The organism is Serratia sp. AS12 (assembly GCF_000214195.1).
Lineage (GTDB): Bacteria > Pseudomonadota > Gammaproteobacteria > Enterobacterales > Enterobacteriaceae > Serratia > Serratia plymuthica.
In genome coordinates, this window is the sequence record NC_015566.1 from 2,744,086 (window position 1) to 2,765,429 (window position 21,344).

General features: G+C 58.5%; 22 protein-coding genes. 16 read left to right on the top strand and 6 right to left on the bottom strand.

The genetic code is table 11. From position 1 onward, the window contains the following. Window positions 1-60: 60 nt before the first annotated feature. Both SERAS12_RS12770 and SERAS12_RS12775 read right to left on the bottom strand, forming a co-directional pair. Window positions 61-1,941 (bottom strand): potassium transporter Kup, encoded by a 1,881-nt coding sequence (locus SERAS12_RS12770; protein ID WP_013813055.1) that lies wholly within the window; start codon window positions 1,939-1,941, stop codon window positions 61-63. Between the two features lie 68 nt (window positions 1,942-2,009). After that, a complete protein-coding gene (locus tag SERAS12_RS12775; RefSeq protein WP_371105467.1) occupies window positions 2,010-2,921 on the bottom strand; it encodes a LysR substrate-binding domain-containing protein in 912 nt (303 codons plus the stop codon). Between the two features lie 171 nt (window positions 2,922-3,092). Here SERAS12_RS12775 and SERAS12_RS12780 point away from each other — a divergent pair, with 171 nt between their 5' ends. The 9 genes from SERAS12_RS12780 (at window position 3,093) to SERAS12_RS12820 (ending at window position 10,554) form a co-directional block, all read left to right on the top strand. Then, on the top strand, window positions 3,093-4,052 hold the full coding sequence (locus SERAS12_RS12780; protein ID WP_013813057.1) for a branched-chain amino acid ABC transporter permease: 960 nt from the start codon (window positions 3,093-3,095) through the stop codon (window positions 4,050-4,052). A 9-nt stretch (window positions 4,053-4,061) separates the two neighbouring features. Next, window positions 4,062-5,174: an ABC transporter ATP-binding protein gene (locus tag SERAS12_RS12785; protein ID WP_013813058.1), complete on the top strand. Its 1,113-nt coding sequence runs from the start codon at window positions 4,062-4,064 to the stop codon at window positions 5,172-5,174. Further along, the gene (locus SERAS12_RS12790; protein WP_013813059.1) at window positions 5,171-5,941 is read left to right on the top strand and encodes an ABC transporter ATP-binding protein; all 771 of its coding nucleotides are present in this window, start codon (window positions 5,171-5,173) and stop codon (window positions 5,939-5,941) included. Before SERAS12_RS12785 ends, SERAS12_RS12790 begins: the two co-directional genes overlap by 4 nt. Beyond that, the gene (locus SERAS12_RS12795; protein ID WP_013813060.1) at window positions 5,934-6,647 is read left to right on the top strand and encodes an ABC transporter ATP-binding protein; all 714 of its coding nucleotides are present in this window, start codon (window positions 5,934-5,936) and stop codon (window positions 6,645-6,647) included. Before SERAS12_RS12790 ends, SERAS12_RS12795 begins: the two co-directional genes overlap by 8 nt. Window positions 6,648-6,681: 34 nt before the next feature. After that, window positions 6,682-7,845, top strand: a complete 1,164-nt coding sequence (locus tag SERAS12_RS12800) for a branched-chain amino acid ABC transporter substrate-binding protein (RefSeq protein ID WP_013813061.1) — start codon at window positions 6,682-6,684, stop codon at window positions 7,843-7,845. Window positions 7,846-7,863: 18 nt separating this feature from the next. After that, complete coding sequence (locus SERAS12_RS12805; RefSeq protein WP_013813062.1) at window positions 7,864-8,355, top strand: L-2-amino-thiazoline-4-carboxylic acid hydrolase; 492 nt, start codon at window positions 7,864-7,866, stop codon at window positions 8,353-8,355. Next, complete coding sequence (locus SERAS12_RS12810) at window positions 8,352-9,578, top strand: Zn-dependent hydrolase (protein WP_013813063.1); 1,227 nt, start codon at window positions 8,352-8,354, stop codon at window positions 9,576-9,578. Before SERAS12_RS12805 ends, SERAS12_RS12810 begins: the two co-directional genes overlap by 4 nt. A gap of 91 nt (window positions 9,579-9,669) precedes the next feature. Next, window positions 9,670-10,017: a helix-turn-helix transcriptional regulator gene (locus SERAS12_RS12815; RefSeq protein WP_004944937.1), complete on the top strand. Its 348-nt coding sequence runs from the start codon at window positions 9,670-9,672 to the stop codon at window positions 10,015-10,017. A 3-nt stretch (window positions 10,018-10,020) separates the two neighbouring features. Continuing rightward, a complete protein-coding gene (locus tag SERAS12_RS12820) occupies window positions 10,021-10,554 on the top strand; it encodes an SRPBCC family protein (protein ID WP_013813064.1) in 534 nt (177 codons plus the stop codon). Here the strand turns inward: SERAS12_RS12820 and SERAS12_RS12825 are convergent, their stop codons facing one another. Next, complete coding sequence (locus SERAS12_RS12825; protein ID WP_013813065.1) at window positions 10,555-11,583, bottom strand: transporter; 1,029 nt, start codon at window positions 11,581-11,583, stop codon at window positions 10,555-10,557. 204 nt (window positions 11,584-11,787) lie between these two features. Between SERAS12_RS12825 and SERAS12_RS12830 the strand changes: the two genes are divergently transcribed. The 4 genes from SERAS12_RS12830 (at window position 11,788) to SERAS12_RS12845 (ending at window position 16,463) form a co-directional block, all read left to right on the top strand. After that, on the top strand, window positions 11,788-13,398 hold the full coding sequence (locus SERAS12_RS12830; RefSeq protein WP_013813066.1) for an inorganic phosphate transporter: 1,611 nt from the start codon (window positions 11,788-11,790) through the stop codon (window positions 13,396-13,398). 26 nt (window positions 13,399-13,424) lie between these two features. Further along, on the top strand, window positions 13,425-14,339 hold the full coding sequence (gene ppk2 / locus SERAS12_RS12835) for a polyphosphate kinase 2 (RefSeq protein ID WP_013813067.1): 915 nt from the start codon (window positions 13,425-13,427) through the stop codon (window positions 14,337-14,339). A gap of 158 nt (window positions 14,340-14,497) precedes the next feature. Next, a complete protein-coding gene (gene pbpG / locus SERAS12_RS12840) occupies window positions 14,498-15,331 on the top strand; it encodes a D-alanyl-D-alanine endopeptidase (protein ID WP_013813068.1) in 834 nt (277 codons plus the stop codon). A 145-nt stretch (window positions 15,332-15,476) separates the two neighbouring features. After that, entirely contained in the window at window positions 15,477-16,463 is a 987-nt protein-coding gene (locus SERAS12_RS12845) for an LLM class flavin-dependent oxidoreductase (RefSeq protein ID WP_013813069.1), read from the top strand. A 68-nt stretch (window positions 16,464-16,531) separates the two neighbouring features. On the opposite strand, the gene SERAS12_RS12850 is transcribed toward SERAS12_RS12845, so the two are convergent. Then, entirely contained in the window at window positions 16,532-17,836 is a 1,305-nt protein-coding gene (locus tag SERAS12_RS12850) for an aminotransferase class I/II-fold pyridoxal phosphate-dependent enzyme (protein WP_013813070.1), read from the bottom strand. 68 nt (window positions 17,837-17,904) lie between these two features. Between SERAS12_RS12850 and SERAS12_RS12855 the strand changes: the two genes are divergently transcribed. The 3 genes from SERAS12_RS12855 to pdxY are packed head-to-tail and all read left to right on the top strand — an operon-like array spanning window position 17,905 to window position 19,712. After that, the gene (locus SERAS12_RS12855; RefSeq protein WP_013813071.1) at window positions 17,905-18,159 is read left to right on the top strand and encodes a hypothetical protein; all 255 of its coding nucleotides are present in this window, start codon (window positions 17,905-17,907) and stop codon (window positions 18,157-18,159) included. After that, window positions 18,156-18,872, top strand: a complete 717-nt coding sequence (locus SERAS12_RS12860) for a glutamine amidotransferase (protein ID WP_013813072.1) — start codon at window positions 18,156-18,158, stop codon at window positions 18,870-18,872. The genes SERAS12_RS12855 and SERAS12_RS12860 overlap by 4 nt, the downstream gene beginning before the upstream one ends. Further along, window positions 18,873-19,712, top strand: coding sequence for a pyridoxal kinase (gene pdxY / locus SERAS12_RS12865; RefSeq protein WP_013813073.1), 840 nt, complete (start codon window positions 18,873-18,875; stop codon window positions 19,710-19,712). Between the two features lie 44 nt (window positions 19,713-19,756). Here pdxY and SERAS12_RS12870 read toward each other — a convergent pair whose 3' ends face one another. Both SERAS12_RS12870 and SERAS12_RS12875 read right to left on the bottom strand, forming a co-directional pair. Continuing rightward, window positions 19,757-20,470: a flagellar brake protein gene (locus SERAS12_RS12870; RefSeq protein WP_013813074.1), complete on the bottom strand. Its 714-nt coding sequence runs from the start codon at window positions 20,468-20,470 to the stop codon at window positions 19,757-19,759. A 73-nt stretch (window positions 20,471-20,543) separates the two neighbouring features. After that, entirely contained in the window at window positions 20,544-21,326 is a 783-nt protein-coding gene (locus SERAS12_RS12875) for an N-formylglutamate amidohydrolase (RefSeq protein WP_013813075.1), read from the bottom strand. Window positions 21,327-21,344: the final 18 nt, after the last annotated feature.

Sequence of the window (21,344 nt, forward strand, 5' to 3'; positions counted from 1 at the left end):
CTATAGCGCGCGCCATACCTGCGGCTAAATAACCGTTGCTTTTAACCTATAACCAAGCCGTCACACCGGTACCCGGCGGCTGATCTCCACCACCTGATCGCTGGGGAGATAGTAGTAATCCGTCACGTGCATGCCGTTACGCACCATCAGCGCAAAAATGCTGCGCTGCCACGCCGGTAATCTGTCGCTATCTTCGCGGCGCACCACGGTTTCATGCCCCAGGTAATAGGTGGCGTCGTCAAAATTCAACCCGGTTTTCTGCGCCTCTGCGTGGTGCAATAATCGTGGAATATTGGGCCGCTCCATAAAGCCGTAACTGGCCACGCCGCACCAGAAGCCCGGTGATAACTGACGCATCACCAGTCGCTCGGTGTTCGCCACCCGTGGTTCGTTCACAATCATGATGTTCAGCGCCAACACATCGGCGTGCAGCGAGCCGTTACGTTTGACGTGCCACTTCATCACCGGCGGCGTGCCATTCAGATTGCGGGTAAGAAATATCGCGGTACCCGGCACCCGAGGAATGGCCTGCGCTTTGATCTGCGCCAGAAAATCCGCCAGCGGCAGGCTCTTTTCACCGAGCGTGCGTGAAGCCGCCGCCACGCCGCGATGCCAGATCAGCATCACGCCATAAACCAGACTGGCCAGCAGCAACGGCACATAACCGCCCTGCATCACCTTGCTGAGGTTTGCCAACAGGAAACTGAGATCGACGATAAAGAAGCCCCCCGCAACCAACAAACTGGTGACCATTCCCCAACGCCACACCTCACGCATCGCCACAAACAGCAACCCGCTGGTCATGATCATGGTGAGCGACACGGCGATGCCGTAGGCGGCGGCCAGGTTATCGGAGGATTTGAAGAACACCGTCAGAAAGACCGTCACCGTCATCAGCAACCAGTTGATGGCGCCGATGTAAATTTGGCCATAGCTCTCCTCGGTGGTTTGCTTCACCCGCAGGCGCGGCAACCAGCCAAGCTGGATAGCCTGACGAGTCATGGAAAAGGCCCCGCTGATGATCGCCTGGCTGGCGATGATGGTGGCAAGGGTAGCCAGAATCACCAAGGGTATTTGCATTATCGGCGGGCACAGGCGAAAGAAAATATTCTGGGTCACATCGGCACCGGAGAGGATCAGGGCGGCCTGCCCGGCATAATTCAGCAACAGGCTGGGGAACACGATGCCAAACCAGGCGAGCCAGATCGGTTTTTTGCCAAAGTGACCCATATCGGCGTACAACGCTTCTGCGCCGGTGACGCAAAGGAACACCCCGCCCAGTACCAGAAAACTGGTTAATCCATTGGAGAACAAAAACGCCACGCCGTACTCTGGGTTGATGGCCATCAGCACCGCCGGATGTTGGATAATACCCCAAACGCCCAGAGCGGCGATCGAGAAAAACCACAGCGCCATGATCGGGCCAAACACCTTGCCGATACGCGCAGTGCCCAGTGGCTGAATGGCGAACAGACTGACCAGAATCACTACCGCCGCCGGTAAAATGAAGGGTTTGGATTCGGGCAATACGATGTTCAACCCTTCCAACGCCGACAATACCGAGATCGCCGGGGTGATCGCCCCATCGCCATAAATCAGCGCCGCGCCGAACAGGCCGGCAAAGACCACCATCGGCCGGGCGCTCTTCTTGCTGACCAGCAGCGACATCAGCGCCATTATGCCGCCCTCGCCGCGGTTATCGATCCGCATGGCGAACATGGCGTATTTGAGCGAGGTCACTATCACCAGCGTCCAGAAAATCAGCGACAACAATCCGAGAATCACCGGTGCGGACGGCGCATCGCCAGACAGATAAAGCACGGTTTTCAGGGTATACAGCGGGCTGGTACCAATATCGCCGAACACCACGCCCAACGCGCCACCGGCCAGCAGAGGCAGGCTCATTTTTGGCGTTTGTTCCAACTCGTTTTCTGCAGTCATCGTACACCCCTGTTGGCCCATTGCACTCTATTCAGGATAGTCAATTCAGGCAGTTAGCGCGTGTATCTTTATTGGCCTGCGGCCTCACGCAGCAACCATTTTTGCAGGTTCAGCCCCTCTTGCGACAGCTCGCTGTCTGCCCGCACGCACAGGTAATAATCGCGACCATCGTCAATCGGCCTGTCAAACAACTTAACCAGTTCGCCGCTGTTAAGATAGGGTTCGATCAGCGGCTCGCGCATCAGGGCGCAGCCCAGTCCCGACTGCACCGCCGCCAGCGTCAGCAGGCCATCCTCAAACATCGGCCCGGTGCTGCGCAGCGGCCGCCTGACGCCGGCCTGCTGGAACCATTGCATCCAGGTATTACGTTCTTCGTCGTGCAACAACGGCAGCGGCAAAAGTTGATCCGGCGTATCCAGCAGCCCGTGCAGCCTGATAAAACTGCGGCTGCACACCGGCACCATTTTGCCGGACATCAGTTTTTCGCTGCGATAGCCGGTCCATTGCCCCACGCCAAAGCGAATCGAAATATCGGCGGCGTCACTGAGATAGTTACGGTGGTTGGCATACACCACGTTGATGTCGATATCGGGATTCTCACGCAAAAAACCGTGCAAACGCGGAATAAACCAGCCCATGCCGAACAGCGGGATCAGGCTGATGGTCACCTGCCGAGAGGCCGATTGCTCACGCACGTGCTCCGTCGCCTGGCGCAGCACGTTAAACGCCGAACGGATCGAGCGGTAATACTCGCGTCCTTCGCTGCGCAGGATCAGGTTGCGGCCCTGCCGCTCGGTGAGCGGCATTTGCAGAAAAGCCTCCAGCGTTTTGAGCTGATGGCTGACCGCCGAAGGCGAGATCGCCAGTTCCTTCGCTGCCGCGGTAATGCTGCCCAGGCGGGCGATAGCCTCGAACGCCCGTACGGCGCGCAGCGGCGGATCGTTCGGCAGCAGTGCCTCGTACTCTTCTGTTTTTTTCATATATTGACTATTTTGGTAAAAAATCGGCCGTGAGTTAAAATTAATATACAAATAAATCAATAAATTAAAAACACACATTTTTTGTATAAGAAATTATTTTTCCGTATTTTACAATTTTTTTTAATTCTCTACTCTGAGCCTCCTGAATCATTATTTTTCGGGACTTCCCCTATGGATACGCTGGTACAGCAGACCGTCAACGGACTGATGCTCGGCAGTATTTATGCGCTGATCGCCCTGGGTTACACCATGGTGTACGGCATTCTGCGCATTATCAATTTCGCGCACGGTGATGTACTGATGGTCGGCGCGCTGAGCGCCCTGTCGGCTATCGGCGTGTTGCAGCATCATTTCCCCACTCTGTCGCCGTACACGGTGCTGTTGTTGGCCACGGCGATCGCCATGGCGGTCTGCGCGCTGGTGTCGATGAGCATCGAACGCCTGGCCTATCGCCGCCTGCGCAATGCCCCGCGTCTGGCGCCGTTGATCAGCGGTATTGGCGTCTCGCTGCTGCTGCAAACGTTGGCGATGTTGATCTGGTCGCGCAATCCGTTGATGTTCCCGCAACTGCTGCCCATGTCCCCCATCGCCTTGACCCAAGGCAGCGCCGGGCATGCCCCGGCGGTGATCACCGGCACCGGTATCGCCACGTTGGTTGTCGCCTTGTTGGTGATGGCCGGGCTGCTGTTGCTGGTCGAACACTCACGTTTTGGCCGCGCGATGCGGGCCACGGCGGAAAACCCGCAGGTTGCCGGCCTGATGGGTATCGATCCCAACCGGGTAATCGTGTTGACCTTCGCCCTCGGCGGCGCGCTGGCGGCGGTGGCGGCGGTGGCGGGCATCATGATGGCCAGCAACTACGGCAACGCCGGCTTCTCCATGGGCTTCCTGCCGGGTATCAAGGCTTTTACCGCCGCGGTGCTGGGCGGCATCGGCAACCTGCGCGGCGCCATGCTCGGCGGACTCTTGCTGGGGCTATTCGAATCGCTGGGAACCGGTTATCTCGGTGAACTGACCGGCGGCACCTTCGGCAGCAATTATCAGGACGTTTTCGCCTTCCTGATTCTGATTGCGGTGCTGGTATTACGCCCATCCGGGCTGCTGGGCGAGCGCATCGCTACCCGCGCCTGAGGAGATAAAATGACCGTTCTGACCACCTCCCTGCAAACCGCTACCCCAGGCCGCGCCAGGCTCGGCGTCGTGCTGTTTATGCTCGGCCTGCTGCTGGCCCCCTGGCTGGCCGGGGCCGCCGGCGGCAACTACTGGGTGCGGGTGATCGACTTCGCGCTGCTGTACCTGATGCTGGCTCTGGGGCTGAATATCGTCGTCGGCCTGACCGGCCTGCTGGACATGGGATTTATCGCCTTTTACGCGGTGGGCGCCTATCTGAGCGCGCTGCTGTCATCGCCGCACCTGACCGAACAGTTTCCGCTGCTTCTGCACTGGTTCCCGGAGGGCTTGCATCTGTCCATCCTGCTGCTGATACCTTTGTCTGCGGTGCTGGCGGCCCTGTGCGGCATTCTGCTCGGCGCGCCGACGCTGCGGTTGCGCGGCGATTATCTGGCGATCGTCACGCTGGGTTTTGGCGAAATCGTGCGTATTCTGATGCGCAACCTCGATCGCCCGGTCAATATCACCAACGGCCCAAAGGGCATTTCCGGCATCGATCCGGTCAGCCTGTTCGGCCTGAAGTTTTCCGGCATGCATGAGTGGTTCGGCATCCGTTTTTCCTCGCTGTATTTGTATTACTACCTGTTCGCCGCCCTGCTGCTGGCGATCCTGTTTATCTGCCTGCGCCTGCAACATTCACGGGTCGGCCGCGCCTGGACCGCCATCCGCGAAGATGAGGACGCAGCGCGGGCGATGGGCATCAACACCCGTAACTTCAAGCTGCTGGCGTTCGCCATCGGCGCCACTTTCGGCGGCATCGCCGGCGCGCTGTTCGCGGCGTTCCAGGGATTTGTCTCACCGGAATCCTTTACCCTGCAAGAGTCGATAGCCGTGCTGGCGATGGTGGTGCTGGGCGGTATGGGCCACATTCCCGGCGTGATCCTCGGCGCGTTGCTGCTGGCGGCGCTGCCGGAGCTGTTGCGCAGCACCATGGGGCCGCTGCAACAGACCCTGTTCGGCCAGGTGTGGATTGACCCGGAAATTATCCGTCAACTGTTCTACGGCCTGGCGCTGATTCTGGTGATGCTGTATCGCCCGGCGGGCCTATGGCCGGCGCGTCATCAATCGGGAGCCGCATCATGACGCCATTGCTCACCCTAAAACATGTCAGTAAACGCTTTGGCGGGCTGACCGCCGTGGATGACGTCAGCATGAGTATCCGCCAGGGGGAAATCTATGGGCTGATCGGGCCGAACGGCGCCGGTAAAACCACCTGCTTCAATCTGATTACCGGCCTGTACCGCGCCGATGGCGGCGAGTTCCGCCTGCTGGATCGCCGCTACAAACCGCAGGCGATCGACAAAGTCGTGCAGGCCGGCATCGCCCGCACTTTCCAGAACCTGCGGCTGTTCAATGAGATGAGCGTGCTGGAAAACGTGATGGTGGGCTGCCATGTGCGCACCCGCAACGGCCTGTGGGCGGCTATTTCACGCCACCGCCGCGCCCGCGAGGAAGAACAGGCAACGCGGGTGAAGTCCCACGCGCTGCTGGAGTACGTCGGCATCAGTCAGTTTGCCCACTACCGCGCCGGCGATCTTTCCTACGGCCACCAGCGGCGGCTGGAAATTGCCCGGGCGCTGGCGACCGACCCGCAGTTATTGGCGCTGGATGAACCGGCCGCCGGCATGAACGCCGCAGAGAAAGTGGCGCTGCGCGAGCTGCTGCAACGCATTCGCGAAAGCGGTAAAACCCTGCTGCTGATCGAGCACGACGTCAAGCTGGTGATGGGACTGTGCGACCGCCTGACGGTGCTCGACTACGGCAAAGTCATCGCCGAAGGCGAACCTGCTCAGGTACGGCGCGAACCGGCGGTGATCCGGGCTTATCTGGGAGGATCTGCGCATGTCTGAACCCTTACTGTCAGTCAAGCAACTGAAAGTGTCTTACGGCGGCATTCATGCGGTGAAAGGCATCGATTTTACGGTTAACCGCGGCGAGCAGGTGACATTGATCGGCGCCAACGGCGCAGGCAAAACCTCCAGCCTGCGCGCGTTGACCGGCCTGCAACCCTTCGAAGGAGACATCCTGTTCGACGGCCAGTCCATTCGCGGTGTTCCTCCGCATCGGTTGCTGCAGCAGGGGCTGGTGATGGTGCCGGAAGGCCGCGGCATTTTCGCCCGCATGACGGTGCTGGAAAATTTACAGCTTGGCGCTTACTCCCGCCGCGATAAACCGGTGATCCAGCAGGATCTGGAACGGGTTTGCACTCTTTTCCCACGCCTGCGCGAACGGTTACGGCAACAAGCCGGGCTGCTCTCCGGCGGCGAACAACAGATGGTCGCTATGGGCCGTGCGCTGCTCAGCCGGCCACGTCTGCTGGTGCTGGATGAACCCTCAATGGGCCTGGCGCCGATCGTGGTCGAAGCCATTTTTGACGTGATCAAAACCCTTGCCAGTGACGGTGTCACGCTATTGCTGGTGGAACAAAATGCCCGGTTGGCGCTGGAATCGACCGAGCGCGCCTACGTGCTGGACAGCGGCAGCCTGAGCCACAGCGGCCGGTCTGCCGGCATGCTCGACGATGAAAAAATCAAACAAGCCTATCTGGGCGAATAACCGTTTTTACTTTTAACCGCACCGGGAGTGTTACATGAACAAGATAACTCGCTTTAAGCCGCTGGCCCTGGCCACCGCCGTTCTGGCTACCCTTGGCGCAGCCGTGCCTTCGCAGGCCGCCGACACCATTCTGATCGGTCTGGCCGGCCCGCTGACCGGTCCTTCCGCCCGTATCGGCAAGGATCTGGAAAACGGCGCTCAGTTGGCAATCGCCGATGCCAACGCCCAGAAACCGACGCTGAACGGCAAGCCTGTCACCTTTAAACTGCTTTCCGAAGACGACCAGTCCGACCCGCGCACCGCCGTTGCAGTGGCGCAGCGCCTGGTGGACGAAGGCGTCGCCGGCGTGGTCGGCCACTGGAATACCGGCACCAGCATCCCGGCGGCTCGCATTTATCACGACGCCGGCATTGCCCAGGTTGCGCCGGTCGCCACCGGTCATGCCTATACTCAACAGGGGTTTGATACCAGCTTTCGCGTGATGGGCCATGATGACGACGGCGGTAATTACGCCGGTGAATATGCCGTCAAGGTGCTGAAAGCCAAACGCATTGCGGTCATCGACGATCGCACTGCATTCGGCCAAGGGCTGGCGGACGAGTTTATCAAGTCGTTGGCGGCGCAGGGCATGCAGCCGGTAGCGCGTGAATACGTCGATGACAAAACCGTCGATTTCAGCGCGGTACTGACCACCGTTCGCAGCAAGAATGCCGATCTGATTTTCTTCGGCGGTGTGGATTCACAGGCGGCACCCTTGGCCCGCCGCATCAAACAGCTGGGCATGAACACTCAACTGATGGGCGCCGGCGGCTTCGTCAGCCAAACCTTCCTGACGCTGGCGCAGAAAGAAGGTGAAGGCGTGGTGGCGCTGGAACCGGGCCTGCCGCTGGAACAGATGCCAGGCGGCAAAGCCTTTGAGCAGGCTTACCGCGACCGTTACAAGACCCACATCGAACTGCATGCGCCATTCGCCTATGACGCCACCCGGGTATTGATTGCCGCCATTGAGCAGGCAGGATCCGCCAATCCGGCCGATTATCTGCCGAAACTGCGCGCCATTCATTATCAGGGCGTCACCGGCAACATCGCATTCGATCCGCAGGGCAACCTGCAACAGCCAAGCTTCACCCTCTACAAGGTGGTCGACGGCAAATGGCAGCCGCAGAGCGTGTTGGGCGGCGCTAAAACACAACAATAAAGCAAGGGGAGCAAGGTGATGAGCTGTGCAAAAAACGAATTGGGCATTCTGGCCCGTCGGCGTATAGAGGCCGAGATCATCAAGCCGATCTACCAGATTCTGGTGCGTGAGATCGGCAAGGAGCGCGCGCAGGCAGTGATTGGCGAGGCCATTGAAAACGCCGCCATCGATGCGGGCAAGCAGTTTGCCGCGCAGGAGCCGAATGGCGCCGATTTGCAGAGTTTCGCCGCCTTGCAGTATCTGTGGGAAAAAGACGATGCGCTGCAGGTGAAGGTGATCCATCAAGACGAGCAGCAGTTCGACTATAACGTCACCCGCTGCCGCTATGCCGAGATGTATCACGAGATGGGGCTGGGCGAGATTGGCCATCTGCTGTCTTGCGCCCGCGACAGCCAGTTTATCGTCGGTTATGCGCCGGACGTCGAGCTGCAACGCACCCAAACCATTATGTCCGGCGCGCCCTGCTGCGATTTCCGCTATGCCGCAAAAGCGTCGGGAGAGAAAAAATGACCCAACAGGTTAATGGCGAACGCCTGTGGCAAAGCCTGCGTGATATGGCGCAGTTCGGCACCATCCCGAAAGACGGCGTCACCCGGCTGGCGCTGAGCGAGGAAGATCGTCAGGCGCGCGACCAACTGCGTGCCTGGGCTCTGGAGGCGGGATGCAGTGTGCGGATCGATCGCATGGGCAACATGTTTTTGCGCCGCGAAGGAACCCGCCCGGAACTGGCACCTGTCGTCACCGGCTCCCACGTCGACTCCCAGCCCAACGGCGGGCGCTTTGACGGCATTTATGGCGTGCTGGCCGGGTTGGAAGTGATCCGCACCCTGAACGATCGTCAGATTGCTACCGAGCGCGCACTGGAGGTGGTTAACTGGACTAACGAGGAAGGTGCCCGCTTCGCCCCGGCGATGATCGCCTCCGGCGTGTTTGCCGGCGTGTTCGATGAAGAATACGGCCTGTCGCGCCGCGATGCGCAGGGCGTCAGCATCGGTGAAGCGCTGAAGCAAATCGGTTATGATGGCGAAGATCCTGTCGGCGGCAGGCCAATCCACGCCGCCTTTGAGCTGCATATCGAACAAGGCCCGATCCTCGAGGCGGAAAACGTCGAGATTGGCGTGGTGACCAGCGCGCAGGGCCAGCGCTGGTACGAATTGGATATCCTCGGTTTCAGCGCCCATGCGGGCACCACGCCGATGGAACGGCGCCGCGACGCCCTGCTCGGCTTTGCCGCTATGGTCACGGCGGTCAATCAGATCGGCCTGGATTTCATGCCGGACGCACGCGCCACGGTAGGCATGGCGCAAATCACCCCCAACTCGCGCAATGTGGTGCCGGGCAAGGTTTTTTTCAGCGTCGAGTTCCGTCATCCGCAGGAGGCGGTACTGGAACAGATGGAACAGCGGTTGCTGGCGGCGGTCGCGGAAGTGGATGCCGGCACGTTGAGCGCTCGTGCCGAACGCATTTTCCAATATCAGCCGATACGCTTTGATCAAGAGTGTATCGACAGCGTACGCCAGGCCGCACAGGCGCTGGGGTATTCGCACCGGGATATGGTTTCCGGCGCGGGTCACGATGCCTGTTATCTTAGCCGGGTAGCCCCCACCGCGATGATTTTTATTCCCTGCGTGGACGGCATCAGCCACAACGAGCTGGAAAATATTTCACCCGCCTGGGCCACCGCCGGTGCCAATGTGCTGCTCAACGCGCTGCTGGCGCAAACGGGCGCCTGATCCCCTCGCCCCGGTGAGCTTGCCGGGGCAATAGCAAAAAATATTCAACAAACTGGTTGAATATTCATCGCCCTGTTCTATATTCAACCATATGGTTAAATTATCTTCCTCACAGCTGGACGCCATTTTCCACGCGCTTTCCGACCCAACGCGCCGCGCTATTTTGCGTGCGCTGGCTGACGGCGAGCACAGCATTGGTGAACTGGCCGCGCCGTTGCAAATGTCGTTTGCCGGCGCCTCCAAGCATATCAAAGCACTGGAGCTTGCAGGCCTGGTGCAGCGAACCGTGCAGGGAAGAAACCATATCTGCCGGCTTGAACCCGGGCCAATGGCGCAGGCCATGCAATGGCTGCAAACCTACGAGCATTTCTGGACAGAACGGCTGGACGCGCTGGAAATAGCGCTGCGGCAGCCCGAACAGTATCCTCCCAAGGAGTGAACCATGAACGACTACGGTATGATTATTGAAACCGGCACGCTGCGCATTCAGCGGCTGCTGCCCGGCCCGATCGAACGGGTCTGGGCCTATCTGACGGAATCCGACAAACGCGCCACCTGGCTGGCCTCCGGCGTGATGACGCTGGAAAAAGGCGCGGCGGTGGAGTTGGTATTTCGCAATTCGGATCTGACGGGCGAACACGAGCAGACTCCCGCGAAATACAAACAAAGCGACTGCAACGGCAAACACCTCGGCCATATCACCTGCCTTTTCCCGCCGCGGCTACTGAGCTTTACCTGGGAGGAAAAGGATCAGAACCGCCCTTCCGAAGTGACCTTTGAACTGACCGAACAGGACAACGCGGTGCTGCTGACGGTCACCCACCGACGCCTGGCCAACCGTGACGACATGCTCGGCGTGGCCGCCGGTTGGCATACCCATCTGGATATCCTGCTCGATCGCCTGCACGATCGTCAGCCACACTCGTTCTGGACCACCCATGCCAAGCTGGAAGAAGAGTACCGGGCGAGACTGTAATCAGCTTTCATCCCGGCGTCTGAACGCCAGGTAACCGGTGATCAACGTAAAACCGCCGACCAGCAACACCAGCAGAATAAAGCCGTGGTGATTGCTGGCCAGCGGGATCCCTCCCACGTTCATGCCGAAGAAACCTGCGACGATGTTAATCGGCAGCGCCAACACGGTGATTACCGTCAGGGTGTACAGCGTGCGGTTGTTCTGCTCCATCTGTTTGGCGCCAATCTCCTCTTGCAGCAGGCGAATGCGCTCGGTCAGGCTGGCCAGATCGTTCAGCACCACGGTGAACTCTTCGGTGAACTGCCTCAGATCCTGCACCACGTCCCGGCTAAGCCAGGCCGGTGGCCGGTTCAGCAGGCGAAACAGTGCGGCAGGCTCCGGCGCCAGCAGGCGCTGAAAGCGCAATAACATGCGGCGCATGCGCCCCAGTTCGGTGCGGTTGCGTTTCACATGGTTACTCAGCAGGCGATCTTCAATGGTGTCGACATACTGGTTGGCCTGTCGCACCACCTGCTCCAGCACCTCTTCCTGTTCTTCCAGCAAGTGCGCCAACAGCTCGGTGGACGACGCCAGTTGCAACGGCCCCAGACGCCCCAGCAGCCGTTCGATCAACCGCAGCGGCTTGTGCCGCACGGTAACCACCAGCCCGCTGCGACAATACAACCACAGCGTGGCGATCTCCGGATTATTTTCTTTGGGGTGGAAAATCACGTCGTTGAGCACCGCAAACAGATCATCCCCCTGCCGTTCGATGCGCGTGGTATGGGAGCCGTGACGGATCTCATCGAAGAAAAAGTCGGAAATCGCAAAGTGATTTTTCAGCCATTTCTCTGCCGCCGCATGGTTCAGATTGAGGTGCAACCAAATAAACCCTTCGCCCGGCGACAGAGCCAGGTAAGCCTGGCAGGCCTGCTGTGAAGAAACGCGCAGCGGCGGTTCTCCCGTGCGGAACACATGGCCGTAAATCAGCCCGGTAACTTCATCATCAAAATCGAGCTTGTGCATTTTATCCGCAACCGTCTGAACCATAAATCTTTATCCCGAATAACCGCATTAATCAATAAACCAGACTCAGCCTTTATATCAATCTTTAAATACCAACGTTAATTATTTTCACGTTTCCAGATGATTAATATTACCGTCATAAAAAAGTCACATTATTTCCCAATACTTTCATGGCAACACCGTTCAACACCGTCAGTATTCTAATGAAGTTTATCGGGAAGGTCCTTTATGAGCGATAACAGCGCCGTTCAAGCGGGTGCGCCCTCTGCATCCAGCCTGCCAAAGATCTACCAAAAGAACAGTCGACTCACTGTTCTTTTTTTTGTTTTTTTATTAGTACTGGGGATCGCTTTTGCCGGGGTAAATCTATTTAACGACGTGACCGATGCCGGGGCAGTATATACCAGCTATCTCCCTTTTCTTTTATTGGGGTTAGCGCTGCTTATTGCGCTGGGCTTTGAATTCGTTAATGGTTTTCACGATACCGCCAATGCGGTAGCCACCGTTATTTACACCCACTCCCTGTCGCCGATGGTGGCGGTGGTCTGGTCAGGGTTTTTCAACTTCCTCGGCGTTTTGCTCTCCAGCGGCGTGGTGGCATTCGGCATCATTTCGCTGCTGCCGGTTGAATTGATTCTGCAAGCCGGCACCGGTAACGGTTTTGCCATGGTTTACGCCCTGCTGTTCTCGGCGATTATCTGGAACCTGGGCACCTGGTGGCTCGGGCTACCGGCCTCCTCGTCGCATACGCTGATTGGTTCCATCATCGGCGTGGGCGTGGCTAACGCCCTGATCCACGGTCGTACCGGCACCAGCGGCGTGGACTGGGGGCAGGCGATTAAAGTGGGTTATGCGTTGCTGCTTTCACCGGTGATCGGTTTTGTGTTTGCCGCCCTGCTGCTGCTGGCGTTGAAGGTGTTCGTTAAAAACCGCCAGCTGTACACCGCCCCCAAAAATGATGCGCCGCCGCCGCTGTGGATCCGGGGCTTGCTGATCCTCACCTGTACCGGCGTCTCCTTCGCCCACGGCTCCAACGACGGGCAAAAAGGCATGGGCCTGATTATGCTGATCCTGGTCGGCACCATGCCGATCGCCTATGCACTGAACCGCTCAATGTCGCCGGAGCAAATCCCGCGCGTGGCGGCGCTGGCGGAGGTCACCAAAAACGATCTGTTGCGCCAATTCCCGGCGGTCAGCCAGGTACCGCCGCGCGAGGTGCTCACCGGCTATGTGCGTTCCAACGAATTGACGCTGGACGTAGTGCCCGCGCTGGCGCAACTGACCGGCGCCATCGGCGATCAAGTCCGCCAGTACGGTTCTGTCGACAAGATCCCGGCGCAGGCGGTGTCCAACACCCGTAACGATATGTATCTGGCATCGGAAACCATCAAGCACCTGAAAGCGGAAAAGCAGCTTCAGTTTTCCGCCGACTCACAGCGCAATCTGGATGCGTTGAAAGGCGATCTGGACAGCGCCACCCGCTTTATCCCGTTCTGGGTCAAGGTGGTGGTAGCGATTGCCCTCGGCCTTGGCACCATGGTCGGCTGGCGGCGTATCGTGGTTACCGTTGGGGAAAAAATCGGTAAAAGCCACCTGACCTATGCCCAAGGCGCCAGCGCCGAACTGGTGGCGATGACTACCATAGGTGCGGCGGATGCCTTTGGCCTGCCGGTTTCGACCACCCACGTGCTGTCCTCCGGCATCGCCGGCACCATGGCGGCTAACCGCTCCGGCCTGCAAATGTCGACCCTGCGCAACCTGTTGATGGCCTGGGTTCTGACGCTGCCGGCCTCGGTACTGCTTTCCGCCGGGCTGTACTGGGTTTTCACTCATTTCTAAAACCGGGTTAACACGGAGAATCAATTATGGTTATGCATGAATTTAACCGCGACGACACTTTCAACCAGCGCCTGCTGCAGGAGTTTTATGACAGCTATGACGAGGAGCTGGAAATGGAGCTGGATGATCTGCGGTTTGACGACACCGAAGTGGACAGCGATCAGAAAAAAGCCTGGCGCAAACAGTATTTCCGCGAGTTGCTGCGCCTGCAAGGCGAACTGGTGAAGCTGCAAGATTGGGTAATGCGCACCGGCCACCGCGTGGTGATCCTGTTTGAAGGCCGCGACGCCGCCGGCAAAGGCGGGGTGATCAAGCGCATCACACAGCGCCTGAACCCGCGCACCTGCCGCGTGGCCGCGTTGCCTGCCCCGAACGACCGCGAGCGCACCCAGTGGTATTTCCAGCGCTACATCGCCCACCTGCCGGCGGCGGGTGAAATCGTGCTGTTCGACCGTAGCTGGTATAACCGCGCGGGGGTGGAAAAAGTGATGGGTTTTTGCAACGACGAGGAATACGAAGAGTTTTTCCGCAGCGTGCCGGAATTTGAGAAAATGCTGACGCGCAGCGGTATTCAGATCGTCAAATACTGGTTCTCGATCACCGATGACGAGCAGGAGCTGCGCTTCCTCAGCCGCATCCACGATCCCTTGAAACAATGGAAGCTCAGCCCGATGGATTTGGAGAGCCGCCGCCGCTGGGAAGACTATACCGAGGCCAAGGAAATCATGTTGGCGCGGACGAATATCCCGGAAGCGCCGTGGTGGGTAGTTCAGGGCGTCGACAAGAAAAAGGCGCGACTGAACTGCATCAGCCACCTGCTCCAGCAACTGCCTTACGAAGAAACTGAAGGCAACGTGATCACTCTGCCGCCGCGCAAGCGCAGCCCGGACTATAACCGCCATCCGGTGCCTGACGATATGGTAGTCCCTGAAGTGTATTGATTTTCAATGGGGGATGGCTTGCCATCCCCTGCCTGACATCATGATGAATACGCTGGCCTTTTGCCGGCATATTCCGCCTTCACCCTATTTTCTCCACATTTGCTGTGCAGACTCTTGCTGATATTTTTTAGTCACTTAGAGTAAGAGCCTCGCTTGTCATGTCATTCTTGAATCGTGTTATCCCTTTCTCCCTTCGGCGTTTTCGCGCCGTTATCGCGCTCAGCCTGCTTTTTATCATCGTCCCTGCACAGGCCGCCGCGCCGCTGGTATTGCATTCAAAAGCCGTGTTGGTCGTCAATCAGCATACCGGCAAAACGCTGTTCCAGAAACAGGCCAATCGCGCGTTACCCATTGCTTCGCTGACCAAGCTGATGACCGCTATGGTGGCGCTGGATAGCCGCCGTCCGCTGGGCAATAAAATGAGGGTAACTGCCGCCGATCGCGATTTATTGAAGAAAACCCACTCGCGTCTGACCCTGGGTTCGTCACTCAGCCGCCGCGATATGTTGCACATTGCGTTGATGTCATCCGAGAACCGCGCGGCAGCCGCCCTAAGCCGTCATTACCCCGGCGGCCGCAAGGCGTTTGTGGCGAAAATGAATCAGAAGGCGCGCAGCATCGGCATGAAACACGCCCGTTTTTATGACCCCACCGGGCTGACGCCGCGCAACGTCGCCAGCGCCAACGATCTGCTTAAAATGGTCAATCACGCTTATCGCTATCAAACCATTCGCCGTTTCAGCACCGATAAACAGCACGTTGTTTACCCCGGCCGTGGCCAACTGGTGTACCGCAGTTCCAATGGCCTGATCAATAACCGCAACTGGAACATTCAACTGCAAAAAACCGGTTATACCAACGAGGCCGGTCACTGCGTGGTGATGAGAACCGTCATCAAAGGGCAGCCGGTAGTGATCATCCTGCTGGGTTCCCAACAGCGCTACGGCCATTATGACGATGCGCTGCGCCTGAAAGCCTGGCTGGAGTCCTGATCCCTCGCGCAGGGCGTCTTTAACCGCCCTGCGCATAACCAAATCCGTTTTTTATCAATGGAATATCCTATCCCCAATCAGTATTACGCCCTTGGCGGCCTGCATGGTATTTGTCATAAATAACTGATGATAAAGGAGCAGGAAAATGGCTTATGCCTTGAGCGTGTTGGATAAAAGTCCGATTGCCGAAGGAGAAAGCGCCGCCCAGGCGCTGACGCGCACGCTGCATCTGGCGCAGCAGGCGGAAATCTGGGGCTATCGCCGTTTCTGGTTGGCGGAGCATCACAATACTCCGCAGCTCGCCTGCCCTTCACCCGAGGTGTTGATCGCCTATTTACTCGGGCAAACCTCACGCATTCGTATCGGTTCCGGCGGCGTAATGCTGCAACACTACAGCGCTTATAAGGTTGCGGAAAACTTCAATCTGCTGGCGACGCTTGCCCCGGGCCGGGTAGATCTGGGTGTGGGGAAAGCCCCCGGTGGGCTACCGCTCTCTACCCAGGCGTTGCAGGCTGCGCACGACCAGCAGAATAAGCCGGATTTTCCGCAGCAGTTGGCCCAGCTCAATGCTTATCTGAATGACGATGCACAACCTGGTCTGAGCGCCACCCCCCAACCTGAGCACTCCGCTCAACGCTTTCTGCTGGGTGCCAGTAGCGAAAGTGCCCAACTGGCCGCCGAACACGGCTGGGCGTTTGTTTATGCCGCACAGCTCAATGGCAACCCAGACGATATTCAGCGGGCACTGGCGCACTATTCCGCGCAAAGCGGTGGCCGCAAAGCGCTGCTGGCGGTAGCGGCGATCGTCGCGGACACGGCCGCGCAGGCCAAAGAGTTGGCGGCCGGGATCCAGCAATACCGCGTGCACGTGGCCGGCGGGCAGAGCGTGACCGTTGGCAGCCTGGAACAAGCGGAGAGTTTTGTTCAGCAGGCCGGCGCGACCGATTACCGCATCGAGCCGCGCGAAAGCCATATTCTGCTCGGCACTGCGCAGCAGGTACGCCGGCAGTTGGACCAACTGCACCAGCAATATGGCGTCGAAGAGTTTGTTATTGATACACCGATTAGCCAACCCGCCGCCCGCCTGGCCTCTTTGCAACTGCTGGCGCAGGAGAGTCTGGCGTTGGCTTGATCGGGGAACGGGGCCATAAGCGTTAAATCGGCATTGACCACTGGCCATACCGATTTGACGCCTCACATTCAGTTAACCGAGGTGCCGGCGACCATCGCCACCGCCAAATCCTGCGCCAGCCTCTCTCGTTCTTCCTCAAGCAGGTTGGCCAGGCTGATACGAACAGCCGGGCCACTTTTCAGTCGGAACGGCTCACCGCTTTGCACCAGCCAGCCGCACTGCGCCATGATTTGGCTGGCGGCGGCTTCTGAGCGCACCGGCAACCAGATATGCACCCCTTCCCCCGGCGGCAATGGCGTGCCGGCCAGTGCGCCCATTCGCGCTGCCAGCGCATCGCGCCGCGCCTGATAGGCATCCTGCGCCCGTAATAACAAGCCATCGCCTTGCACCTGCGTCCATAATTTGACGGCAATCTGCTGCAAGATATGGCTGACCCAACGCTCACGAATGTATTGATCGGCACGCATCGCCTGCAATAGCGACGATTTGCCGCAGGCCAACGCAATGCGCAGGTCCGGGCTGAGGAACTTGCTCAGCGACAGCACATACAGGCCGTTGTCGGCACTGCAGGGTAAATGCAGCGGCTGTTGCGACAGCGGCCCCCAGAAATCATCGACGATCGCCAGGCAGCCGGGCTGTTGCGCCAGGAACTCGCGCCAGCACTTGGCACGGGCAGCGCTGAGCGACATACCAGTCGGGTTCTGCGCCCGCGGCGTGAGGATCACCGCGCACCCCAGCGTTGCAGCGCCCTTCTCCGGCAATTGGCACCCTTGATCATCGACCGCGAGCGGCAACGGTTTTAGGCGAAGATGCCGTAACAACGTCAGCAGCGGCGGCCAACAAGGATCTTCCACCCAGACCGCAGCCCCCGGTGCCGCATGGCAGCGCAGCGCCTTTTCAATGGCGTCCAGCGCGCCGGAAAACACCGCCGGGTCGCCCAACGCTGCTCCTTGTTCGGTGAGCCACTTGCTGCCCAGCGTGCACAATGCCGGCAAATCACCGCTGACGTCATAGCCATTCTGCTGCGGGAAGACATCATCCTTGCCCAGCGACAGCGCCGGTAACAGCGCAGCATCCAGATTGCCACTGGCTAAATCGCGCATGCCTTCAGGCACCTGGCGTACGCTGCGCACCGCCCTTAACGGCTGGTCAAGCACCTGGGTACCGGCGCGGCCGCGTGTGGCCACCAAACCGGCATCCCGCAACTTGCCGTACGCACTGGCGACCGTATTGGGGTTCACCCCCAGCTCCCCGGCCAACTGGCGCACCGGCGGCAACAGGTCACCCGGTTGCAAATCGCCCCGTTTTATCTGCGCGCCGATCTGTTCAGCAATCTGGACAGCGCTGCCGCCTTTTGCATACAATGAACCCATACATAAAACCTTTTTGTATTAGTTCAAACAAGCTTACCCGTTTAAAACGCAAAAGTTAAGGGGTCAACATGGAAAAACATTACATACTCGACATTCAGCACGCCGGCAAAGCCTTCGCCCGCATGCAGATGTTCACGCCCTGGGCTGCCGACCAACTGCAACAGGCCCTGGCCCTGTTTCCCGCCGAGCAGGGCTACCAACTGCACATCAGTCAGGTCAAAGAGCGGCGAATCCTTTATCAGAGCGGTGCAAGCGGTATTACCGTGCTCGGCGATGCGCTGGAACTGGCGCCTTATCACCCTGCGAGGGAGGTCGCGCAATGAAAAAAGTTGTCGCTATCAGGCATGTAAATTTTGAAAACCTCGGTATTCTGGGATCATTGCTTTCACTGCGTGGCTATCAGATTGATTATTACGATGCCGGCCGTGACGATATCCGCGCCATCAACAATGAAGAGACCGATTTGCTGGTAGTGCTCGGCGGGCCGATCAGCGCGGCACAGCATTTTGCCGGGCAGCAGCACTATCCGTTTCTTAACGACGAGCTGGCGCTGGTCACCCAACGGTTACAGCAACGTCAGCCCACGATCGGCATTTGCCTGGGCGCACAGATGATGGCTCAGGCTTTGGGTGCCGGTGTAGTGTCGCTGGGCGTGAAAGAGATTGGTTACGCGCCGCTGACGCTGGCGGAAAATGAAGACTCCGTACTGGCGCCGTTGGCAGCAACGCCGGTGCTGCACTGGCACGGGGATATGTTTACCGTCCCGGAGGGGGCAACCTGTGTGGCCAGCACCGAGGCTTGCCGTTATCAGGCGTTCGAATATCAGGATTTCGCGCTTGGGTTGCAGTTCCACCTGGAAGCCGATCATCACGATATTGAACGCTGGCTGGTTGGCCACGCCTGTGAGCTGGAGTTGGCCGGCATCGCCCCGCAGCAATTGCGCGACCAGGCCTCACGCTACGGCGCAGAATTGGAACGACGCGCCCGCCAGGTGTTTGCGCGGTGGCTGGATAAAAACGAACAAAGGACGTGTTAGATGCAACAGACTTCGCAATTGCAACCGCCGCAGATTGATGTGATCAGCATTCAATCGCAGGTAGTGTATGGCAGCGTCGGCAACGGCATCGCCTATCGCACCCTGCTGAAAAAGGGGCTGGAAGCGCTGCAGGTGCCCAGCGTGCTGTTCGGCTGCCCGCCCTATTACGGCGCCCCCAGCGGCGGCGTGATTTCCGCCGAATGGTTTAGCGGTTTTCTGGAGGATTTGATCGCTCGCGGTGTGATGAAACGCACGCGGGCGGTGATCATCGGCTATCTGGGTGATGTCGCCCAATGTCATATTCTGGACGCTTGGCTGCAACGTGTTCGCGCTATCAATCCGCAGATAAAAATCTATATCGATCCGGTGATGGGCGATTACGGTGAAGGCGTGTACGTGGACCCGCGTATCGTCAGTTGTTATCGCTCGCCGTTCCTGAGCCTTGCCAACGGCCTGACACCCAATGGGTTTGAACTGGAGCAGCTTTGCGGGCACAGCCTGGCTACGCGGGAACAGACGCTACACGCTGCACAGGCGCTGTTAAATGACACGACCGAGTGGGTGTTGGTGACCAGCGCACCGGGTATAGCGGAAAACGACGATGAGTTAGGGTTATTGCTGGTCAGCAACAATCAGGTGCAAAGCTACACCCATCCTAAAATCAAATCGAAGGTGAAAGGCACCGGTGACATGTTTACCGCGCTGCTGGTCAGCCATTTGCTGCACGGCAGAAGCCTCAACGACGCCATAGTTACCGCCGGTGGCGAGGTGTGTGACGTGTTGGCGGAAGCGGAGCATTTCGGGTGGGAGGAGATTGGCAGCCTGCGCGCCTTGAGATAGGACAGCGTCATCGAGGGGCAGCTCGCTGCCCCTGTTCGCCTGATTCAGCGTTTCTTCTTTTTATTGAAATCTAATTCAAACGCAAATACCGCGCTCTGGATTTTTCTTTCCATTGCCAGGCCGAGATTGATGAAGCGGCATGACAAACGCGAGAAATGCACCGGCTTGTCATTGTCATCCAACTCCTGATCTTCGTTGATCACCATCAGTTCCATATTGACTTTGAAACTGCCGTAGCTGCCAAGATCCAACAGCGCCTTTTTGAACTGGAGGCCCGGCTGAAGTTTGTCCGGCAACGGGCCGTCGAAGCGCAAACCCACACCGCCGGCGGAGAGATCGTGGATCCTTAATTGGTAGGCGGTACCGTCAGCATATTCACCGCTGCAGAGAAACTGACGCCAGTGGGGCGTGGTGACGCGGAACTGACGGCGGCGCTGGATGTAAACCAACTCCTTTGGCAGGCGGGTTGAACAGGCTTGAACGCCCAGATGGTCGGTAAATTCTGGTTGGCCAACGGCAAATTCGATCTTCGCATCATTGCTTTCAATCACGATGGTAAATTCGCCATCCGCCCGCGTATCCGCATCGTCGCCGCTGAAAACGATATTGTCCGGCCCAACGCTCAATAATAAGCTCTGAAATTGCTGCTGCTGGTTAACGACCCGCAGCGGGGTGCGTTGTTTACAAATGTCACGCAATATCGCCAGAACCTCAAAACGCTCCCGTTTGATAAACAATCCGTTATCATTGTGCTCCACACGTCTCTCCTGACTCTTCCCAATGGCGATTACATATTCCTTACAGTTATCATCACTGGGAATATTCCTAAAGTCAAATTTGCCAGCGATGCCAGGCCTGTGGGAGCAGTCTTGCGAAGCGTTTTGCCCAGGCCCGCTGGCCCCGTTCGTCGGCGATCAGATCCTGGCGGATCTCGATGCCAACGTAAGGTAACCCGCGCCGTTCCGCATGCACCGGCAGAGTGTAATCCGTCGCATCGGTCATCGCATAAGGTTCGTTGACCCCCACTTGCAAATCCCCTTCCTCCCGCAGCAGCTCTGCCAGCAGGTGGGCAAACGCCGGTTGGCGATTAAACAGCAGCCCAACCTGCCAGGGGCGGGAATGGCCTTTGAACACCGGCGTAAAACTGTGCATCGCGATAATGGCGGTGGGTTTTTCGCGCATCTGCCGCTCGCCCAGCATGTTGTCAATACTGTGGTGATACGGCAGGAAAATTTCCCGCTCGCGGGCCAGCGCATGCTCGACATCAATGCCGATATTGCCGGGGATAGGCGTCAGCTCCGACAGATGCGGGATCGAGCTGGCGATGCCCGGAGCCCGGTTACAGTCGATCACTAAACGTGAGTAACGCTGATGAATCAGCGTGGCATCCAGATGGCGGCTGAGGTGAAGTGAAACCTCCAACGCGCCAATATCCCAACCGATATGACGGTCGATTTCACCGGGCGGCAGCCCCAGATCGCCCAAGCGTTGCGGTATCGCCTGGCCGGCGTGATCGCACAGCAATAAAAAGGGCGCTGTGCCCTTGGGCGTTTCAACCGCAACGGCGGGAGGCTCATCGGCGGATAACAATTGCGGAACAAAGGACTGTGGCATGCAAGACTCCGAGGTGGG

Excerpts from the sequence above, each read along its gene's own strand:
- SERAS12_RS12770 (WP_013813055.1), bottom strand. The coding sequence starts at position 1,941 with ATGACTGCAGAAAACGAGTTGGAACAAACGCCAAAAATGAGCCTGCCT.
- SERAS12_RS12775 (WP_371105467.1), bottom strand. The coding sequence starts at position 2,921 with ATGAAAAAAACAGAAGAGTACGAGGCACTGCTGCCGAACGATCCGCCG.
- SERAS12_RS12780 (WP_013813057.1), top strand. The coding sequence starts at position 3,093 with ATGGATACGCTGGTACAGCAGACCGTCAACGGACTGATGCTCGGCAGT.
- SERAS12_RS12785 (WP_013813058.1), top strand. The coding sequence starts at position 4,062 with ATGACCGTTCTGACCACCTCCCTGCAAACCGCTACCCCAGGCCGCGCC.
- SERAS12_RS12790 (WP_013813059.1), top strand. The coding sequence starts at position 5,171 with ATGACGCCATTGCTCACCCTAAAACATGTCAGTAAACGCTTTGGCGGG.
- SERAS12_RS12795 (WP_013813060.1), top strand. The coding sequence starts at position 5,934 with ATGTCTGAACCCTTACTGTCAGTCAAGCAACTGAAAGTGTCTTACGGC.
- SERAS12_RS12800 (WP_013813061.1), top strand. The coding sequence starts at position 6,682 with ATGAACAAGATAACTCGCTTTAAGCCGCTGGCCCTGGCCACCGCCGTT.
- SERAS12_RS12805 (WP_013813062.1), top strand. The coding sequence starts at position 7,864 with ATGAGCTGTGCAAAAAACGAATTGGGCATTCTGGCCCGTCGGCGTATA.
- SERAS12_RS12810 (WP_013813063.1), top strand. The coding sequence starts at position 8,352 with ATGACCCAACAGGTTAATGGCGAACGCCTGTGGCAAAGCCTGCGTGAT.
- SERAS12_RS12815 (WP_004944937.1), top strand. The coding sequence starts at position 9,670 with ATGGTTAAATTATCTTCCTCACAGCTGGACGCCATTTTCCACGCGCTT.
- SERAS12_RS12820 (WP_013813064.1), top strand. The coding sequence starts at position 10,021 with ATGAACGACTACGGTATGATTATTGAAACCGGCACGCTGCGCATTCAG.
- SERAS12_RS12825 (WP_013813065.1), bottom strand. The coding sequence starts at position 11,583 with ATGGTTCAGACGGTTGCGGATAAAATGCACAAGCTCGATTTTGATGAT.
- SERAS12_RS12830 (WP_013813066.1), top strand. The coding sequence starts at position 11,788 with ATGAGCGATAACAGCGCCGTTCAAGCGGGTGCGCCCTCTGCATCCAGC.
- ppk2 (WP_013813067.1), top strand. The coding sequence starts at position 13,425 with ATGGTTATGCATGAATTTAACCGCGACGACACTTTCAACCAGCGCCTG.
- pbpG (WP_013813068.1), top strand. The coding sequence starts at position 14,498 with ATGTCATTCTTGAATCGTGTTATCCCTTTCTCCCTTCGGCGTTTTCGC.
- SERAS12_RS12845 (WP_013813069.1), top strand. The coding sequence starts at position 15,477 with ATGGCTTATGCCTTGAGCGTGTTGGATAAAAGTCCGATTGCCGAAGGA.
- SERAS12_RS12850 (WP_013813070.1), bottom strand. The coding sequence starts at position 17,836 with ATGGGTTCATTGTATGCAAAAGGCGGCAGCGCTGTCCAGATTGCTGAA.
- SERAS12_RS12855 (WP_013813071.1), top strand. The coding sequence starts at position 17,905 with ATGGAAAAACATTACATACTCGACATTCAGCACGCCGGCAAAGCCTTC.
- SERAS12_RS12860 (WP_013813072.1), top strand. The coding sequence starts at position 18,156 with ATGAAAAAAGTTGTCGCTATCAGGCATGTAAATTTTGAAAACCTCGGT.
- pdxY (WP_013813073.1), top strand. The coding sequence starts at position 18,873 with ATGCAACAGACTTCGCAATTGCAACCGCCGCAGATTGATGTGATCAGC.
- SERAS12_RS12875 (WP_013813075.1), bottom strand. The coding sequence starts at position 21,326 with ATGCCACAGTCCTTTGTTCCGCAATTGTTATCCGCCGATGAGCCTCCC.